General features: G+C 37.6%; 5 protein-coding genes. 4 read left to right on the forward strand and 1 reads right to left on the reverse strand.

The window, feature by feature from the left end; genetic code table 11:
* Positions 1–559: 559 nt before the first annotated feature.
* Positions 560–1081 (forward strand): YwhD family protein, encoded by a 522-nt coding sequence (locus tag H7K77_RS12055; RefSeq protein ID WP_186578100.1) that lies wholly within the window; start codon positions 560–562, stop codon positions 1079–1081.
* Between the two features lie 135 nt (positions 1082–1216).
* Here the strand turns inward: H7K77_RS12055 and H7K77_RS12060 are convergent, their stop codons facing one another.
* Positions 1217–3304, reverse strand: a complete 2088-nt coding sequence (locus tag H7K77_RS12060; RefSeq protein WP_235988922.1) for a transglycosylase domain-containing protein — start codon at positions 3302–3304, stop codon at positions 1217–1219.
* A 327-nt stretch (positions 3305–3631) separates the two neighbouring features.
* Between H7K77_RS12060 and speE the strand changes: the two genes are divergently transcribed.
* From speE to H7K77_RS12075, 3 genes are all read left to right on the forward strand, one after another.
* Positions 3632–4459, forward strand: a complete 828-nt coding sequence (gene speE, locus H7K77_RS12065; protein ID WP_186578101.1) for a spermidine synthase — start codon at positions 3632–3634, stop codon at positions 4457–4459.
* 14 nt (positions 4460–4473) lie between these two features.
* Complete coding sequence (speB, locus tag H7K77_RS12070; RefSeq protein ID WP_186578102.1) at positions 4474–5343, forward strand: agmatinase; 870 nt, start codon at positions 4474–4476, stop codon at positions 5341–5343.
* 138 nt (positions 5344–5481) lie between these two features.
* Positions 5482–6534: an AimR family lysis-lysogeny pheromone receptor gene (locus tag H7K77_RS12075; RefSeq protein ID WP_186578103.1), complete on the forward strand. Its 1053-nt coding sequence runs from the start codon at positions 5482–5484 to the stop codon at positions 6532–6534.
* Positions 6535–6706: the final 172 nt, after the last annotated feature.

Consider the following 6706-nt stretch of genomic DNA (forward strand, 5'->3'; position numbering starts at 1 on the left):
GCTCCCTGTGGGGTCTTCAGCTGTTGCTTTTCCCACAGGAGTCAACTGCCCTCCGCTACAATCAACAAAATTAAATAGTGTATATACCTAACTTAATTAGTTTTTACTAAAAGTACTCGAAGATCTTTTTATTTCATTCATTGGAAGTCTGTCAAGTGTAGGCAGAATGCGGAGACTCCTGTGGGAACAGCACGAGTCCGAAGATCCCGGAAGAGCGTTCTTTGCTCTGAGGAAGCTGAGGCCGTGCCCACGGAAAGCGAAGTATTCTGCCGGAACGAGTTCAAGCAGTTTCCAAAGGTTTTATAGAAGTTATTACGTATTTTATCTCAACTACGTCATTTTAAAAGCACAAGTCATGGAAAAGAGCCTTTCTATATCTTTATTATTTCGGTACGATTAGAAAAAATCCTTTATAATTGTTCTGAATCTTTAAAGATGAAAGTGATTTTTCTTCTGTGCTACAATACAGGTAGATTATTACAAAAGAACTTCTAATGTTCCATGTTTAGAGGAATACTATAAATAAGAGAAATATAACGGATTACAAGGAGGTATTTTAATGAGTACGAATGAGTCATCAAATAAAAAGAAGAGTAATCCCTTTACAATAATGAAGGACGATTCTACAGATGGACACGGAGGATATGGAATTGGTTCAATCAGTTTAGAAAACATATCTCCGGTTATTATTGATCCAAATGAAGAAAGGGCATTTGTAGATATGGCTGCTATGCATGCTCGAAGTGAAGTGGAAAGACGTGTGAAGTTTCTTCCAAATAAAGATGAGGTACCTAATGGTAAGCTATACTGGATCGTTTGGGTTACAGTGGAGCGTGGGGAAAATGGGCCTTATTTCCATGGTGTGGCAGGTTCTGAAATCAGAGTGGACCGTTCCATTAAACGTGCCTATAAATCAATGCCGGAACACGTTAATCACATGGATAAATCAATGAAAGGCAAAGTCATGGTAGAGCATATGGATGAAAAATCCAAGAAGCTACTAGGAGATTTTCTTCGCAATTTTGATCCAGATATGTGGGGAAATTCATCGGATGAATTAAAACAAGCATTGCCTGAATAAATTTTAAAATATATAAGTAAATGACTTGTGATTTTCGTAAGGAATTTGTAAAATATATGGACATGGTAACTTTAGTTACTAGGACAGGAAAAAGGCCGGACATACAATGCTCCGGCCTTTTTCCTGTTTATAAAATCAATCTCCGCCAAACGGAATCCAATCAAACAGTCCATTCTTGGAGTCTTTATCATTCTTTTCAGGTTCCTGTTTTTCATCTTCTTTCTTCGCATCTTTCGGCTTATGCAGGGAACAGTAGCTAGTTGGTTCCTCCCCCTCTTCAAAGTACATTAACCGATGTTGCTCACAATATGGAGTGGCTAATTCACCAGAGACAGGATCAACATAAGCTCCAACGACTCCATCAGGTGCATTGAAAAAGCTTGGTGGATGGTCTCGATGTGCTGCTTCCATGAACGCTGCCCAAATATCCTTCGCATAATGATGTTCTTGAACAAGCTCTATATCTTGGTTATTGTCATAACCTGTCCATACTCCGGTAACTAAATCTGGGCTGAAGCCAATCATCCAATTGTCTGATTGTGTAGTCCCTGATTTACCTGCATACGTCCTACTTAGATCATCAGCAATCGATGCCCCCGTAACACGCATGTATCCATTAAGAGATTCATCGAACATACCTGTCATAAGGTTAGAAAGAATGAAGGTTGATTTCGTATCTAACACCTTTTTACCTTTTTCTTTTTCTCGTTCATAAATAATGTTTCCCTTTAAATCAGTGATTTTCTTTATCGTATGTGCTTCAACGGAACTACCTCCATTAGCGATCATACTATACCCTGAAACCATTTCCTCCACACTGACTGATGCTGTCCCTAATGCTAAGGAAGGAACGGCAGGGAGCTCGCTATCAATTCCGAATCTATGGGCTGTATTAACTAGTGTTTTTGGATCTAAATATAAGTTAGTTTTCACAGCGTAGATATTATCAGATAAAGCGAGTGCTTGAGCTAATGTGATTGGTTTATCTGCATAATAACCATTATAGTTGCTTGGCTGATAAACTTTGCCATCAGCAAGTTGGAAGTTAGTAGGCTTACTCATTAATGGTGTAGTGGCTGTGTAACCATTTTCTAGTGCAGCGTAATATAAAAATGGTTTGAACGTAGAGCCAGGCATACGTTTAGCTTGTACGGCACGATTGAATTGGCTTGTCTTATAATTCTTACCACCGATTAACGAGGTAATTGCACCAGTTTTCGGATCCATTGCGATAGCACCAACTTGTATTTCTGACGAAGGATCAATCGTTTCCTTTACTGTTTTTTCAAATTGTTTCTGATCCTCCACATTTAGTGTTGTGTACACTTGGTAGCCACCAGACCGGATCGATTCCATATCCTCATCCAAAATTTGCTGCAATTCATTAAACACAACATCTTGGAAATAAGGCGCAACGGTCTTGACAGTCCTATCCTTTGGTTCAGTTAATGCTAATTTTTGATTAATGGCTGCAGTTTTTTCTTCTTCTGTGATAACGCCTTTATTAGCTAAATTAGTAAGTATTTGTTCTTGTCTCTTTTTCGCATTTTCAAAGTTGTGAAAAGGAGAATAATAGGACGGTCCTTTAGGGATACCTGCAATTAATGCCGCATTTGCCCAACTTAAATTGCTAGAGGAAGAATCGAAAAAATATCGACTTGCTGCCTCCGCTCCATATGCACCGTGCCCATAGTAAATAGTATTTAAGTATCCTTCTAAAATCTTATCTTTATCATAAAACATTTCTAAACGAATCGTGTACAATGCTTCCTTTAACTTTCTCTTCCATGTCTTATCATGGGAAAGGTATAGGTTCCGTGCGTACTGTTGAGTAATGGTACTGGCCCCTTCGACCATCGCCATAGCTTTAATGTCCTTTATTGCAGCACCAACTATGCGTTTATAATCAAATCCATTATGATCGTAAAAACGTTGATCCTCTGTCATTACTGTTGCTTGGACGAGTTTTGGATCAATATCTTCAAGTTCAACCCAATATCTACTCTCTAAGCCGTGCTCTTCTCCAATAACATCACCGGACGCACTATAGTAGACTGTATTCTGTTGGTTTGTAAGTGGCGGGGGCCCTAGCGTGTATGCATAGCCAAAAATAGCTCCAACTAGTCCAATTATAAAACAGACCATTGCAACTGTAGCGATTAAAAACCAGCGAACTGGTCGTTTCTTGATTTTCCGTAGCAGTTCTTTTAGCCACTGAAACATATGAATTCTCCTAGAAATTTTGTATTAATTTAATTGTTGTAAGATAGATAGTAAAGCAATTATTGTGACACTTATCTTTACTTAGTAATCATTATGGGAATATCTAAAAGGAATTAAACATGAAACGATAAATTAGGTAGGAGATAAACTACTTAGGAATGCTTTATTAACCCTCTAGTTAAAAACAGGTTTGAATTTAGTCACATGGGAAAATAGTATTTGAAGTACATAGGGAATGTTGGTTATTGTCTAGTTAAAGATGGGATAAAAAAAGATAAAAAACAAAGCCTATTAAGTACAGGAACTAAATGCAAAGGAGTTATGACTATGGATTTGTGGTTTACAGAAAAACAAACAAATAATTTTGGCATAACGGCCAAGGTAAAACGTACTCATCATACGGAAAAAACGGAATTTCAGCAACTGGATATGATTGAAACCGAAGAATGGGGCAATATGCTTGTTCTGGATGGGATGGTCATGACAACAAAAAAAGATGAATTTGTCTATCATGAAATGGTTGCGCATGTTCCACTATTTACCCACCCAAATCCTAAGCACGTTTTAGTCGTTGGTGGCGGTGATGGTGGAGTAATTCGTGAAGTTTTAAAACATAATTCTGTAGAAAAAGCGACGTTAGTTGAGATAGACGGAAAGGTTATTGAGTATTCAAAACAATACTTACCAGAAATTGCTGGAGATTTAGACAATCCACGAGTAGAAGTAAAAGTGGACGATGGCTTTATGCATATTGCTAAAAGTGAAAATGAATATGACGTTATTATGGTCGATTCAACAGAACCAGTCGGACCTGCAGTTAATTTATTTTCAAAAGGTTTTTATGCAGGAATCTCCAAAGCATTGAAAGATGATGGTATCTTTGTTGCACAAACAGATAACCCTTGGTTCAAAGCGGATTTAATCCGTCAAGTAGTAGCAGATGTAAAAGAGATCTTCCCTGTGACGAGATTATACACAGCTAATATCCCGACTTATCCAAGTGGCTTATGGACTTTTACAATCGGAAGCAAAATTCATGATCCGTTAAAGGTAAAAGAAGAGCGGTTTTTTGATGTAGATACAAAATATTATACAAAAGAATTACATCATGCGGCATTTGTACTTCCTAAGTTTGTAAATGATCTGACTCTATAAGAAAGGATGACACGATGCGTTTCGATGAAGCTTATTCTGGAAAAGTGTTTATCATGTCGAATCAAAACATAGACGAAGCAAAGGCAGTTATTTATGGGATGCCAATGGATTGGACGGTTAGTTTTAGACCAGGGTCTCGTTTCGGTCCAAATCGTATAAGAGAAGCATCATTAGGTTTAGAAGAATATAGCCCCTATATGGACAAGCATTTGGAGGAAGTCGGATACTTTGATGCAGGGGATATACCATTGCCGTTTGGGAACCCACAAAGAAGTCTTGATTACATACAAGACTATGTTCGTAAAATCTTAGATCATGGGAAATTTCCACTTGGCTTAGGAGGGGAGCACCTAGTTACTTGGCCAGTTATACAAGCTATGTATGAGAAATATCCAGATATGGCAATGATTCATATCGATGCACATGCTGACTTGCGTGAGGAATATGAAGGGGAAACACTATCTCATTCTACTCCAATAAGAAAAGTCTGTGGGCTTATCGGACCGGACAATGTGTTTTCTTTTGGTATTCGTTCAGGAATGAGGGAAGAATTTCAATACGTTAAAGATAGTGGCATGTTTATGGCAAGGTATGAAGTGGTCGAACCTCTACGTGATGTATTAAAACAACTTGCTGGTCGAAAAGTGTATGTCACTATTGATATTGATGTGCTTGATCCTGCATTCGCACCAGGAACTGGAACAGCTGAAGCTGGAGGTATTTCCTCAAAAGAACTTTTAGAGGCAATTCAGCTAATTGCACATTCTGATGTTGACGTTATTGGATCTGATTTAGTTGAGGTTGCTCCGATTTATGACCCTACTGAACAGACGGTCATAGCGGCCAGTAAATTTGTTCGAGAAATGCTTTTAGGATGGGTTTAGCAAATTTAAATTACTTTTAGTGTGGCAAATTTATGAAACTTAGGTATTTAGTATGTTTTAATGAAAGGTATGTGTTAAAATTTAGATTATATTTTTTTCGGATATAGTAGATAATCTAACGAATGGATTGTGATAGAGATGAGTGTAAATCAAGTGAATACATGGGAGGATTTCATCGTTAACAATGAGGAATTATCACTATTTCACGTATTCCAGATGGTGAAGTTAACGGAGAATGCTGAATCCGCACTTCATATTGTTCGTGATCTTTGTTTACAATCCAATTCGGATGAGAACTTACGCATTGGCTTAGAATTTCTTTATTCAAATGGTTTTTTAGCAGAATTGAAGCAATTGATTGATATCAACCGTTCCTCCCAAAATAAATTAAATCAAAAATGGGCTAAGGTTTATCAAATTATGCGTAACCGTAGATTGAAGGTAAGAGGGAACAATAAATATGAAGCGTCTTACTATTACCTTGATGAAATTAATACCATTGAGGCTGACGAGGTAGAAATTCAGTGCTTACGGGATCTTTTACGTATTTTCTGTTACTTTGACTTAAAGCAATATAACAAAATCGGCAAATACTCAGACCAGGTTCTTTCTGCAATCCAGAAGATAGACAACTTGATGTTGAAGGAATTGTTAGCTGTTCGACTTGATGAAGCTTTTGTTATCTATCATTGGAAAAGAAGTGAAATGATCTTAGCTAGAAAATTTGGATACCGAATCTTAAATACAACTCATAACTGGCGCAAGAAGATTGATATTCATAATTTAATGGCGCTAGGATTTTTGTTTGATAGTTATGAACAAGCGATGTATCATGCTAAGGTGGCTTTAGAAATTGCCACTCAGCAAGCTTTTTTGCCAGCTGTTAAAGGTCTCACAAATTTTACAATTCCCTTCCTATCCGCTTACTTTGGGCGAACAGAAGGAGTATCCTCTAGTGACAAGGCAGAACAGGCCCACCTTGCTTTAGCGCGAGGGGATAAAGAAACGTGTATTTCCATCCTGAGCTCTTTTGAGACATTATCTCCATTCCAGAAATATTATCTAGGGAAAGCAACTCAAGATGAGAGCTTACTTCGTGAGTCCTATCACCATTTTATCCATGAAAATAATGATTACTTTTATGCAAGACTACCTCTAAATGAGTTAACAAAATTAAAAGTAACACAATAAATCGCCCCCGAAACCAGGGGCGTTTTTTCTATAGAATCACCAGTAAGAAGTTGGATAGGAAATATAACGAAGCGAATTCTTATGGTATTTCTAATTTCGCGATGTTAGCTGCCTTTTAACAAAGCGAAATCTTATGGTATTTCTAATTTCGCGATGTTAGCTGCCTTTTAAC

The sequence above is a fragment of the Aquibacillus kalidii genome (genome assembly GCF_014280935.1).
GTDB classification, from domain to species: domain Bacteria; phylum Bacillota; class Bacilli; order Bacillales; family Amphibacillaceae; genus Aquibacillus_D; species Aquibacillus_D kalidii.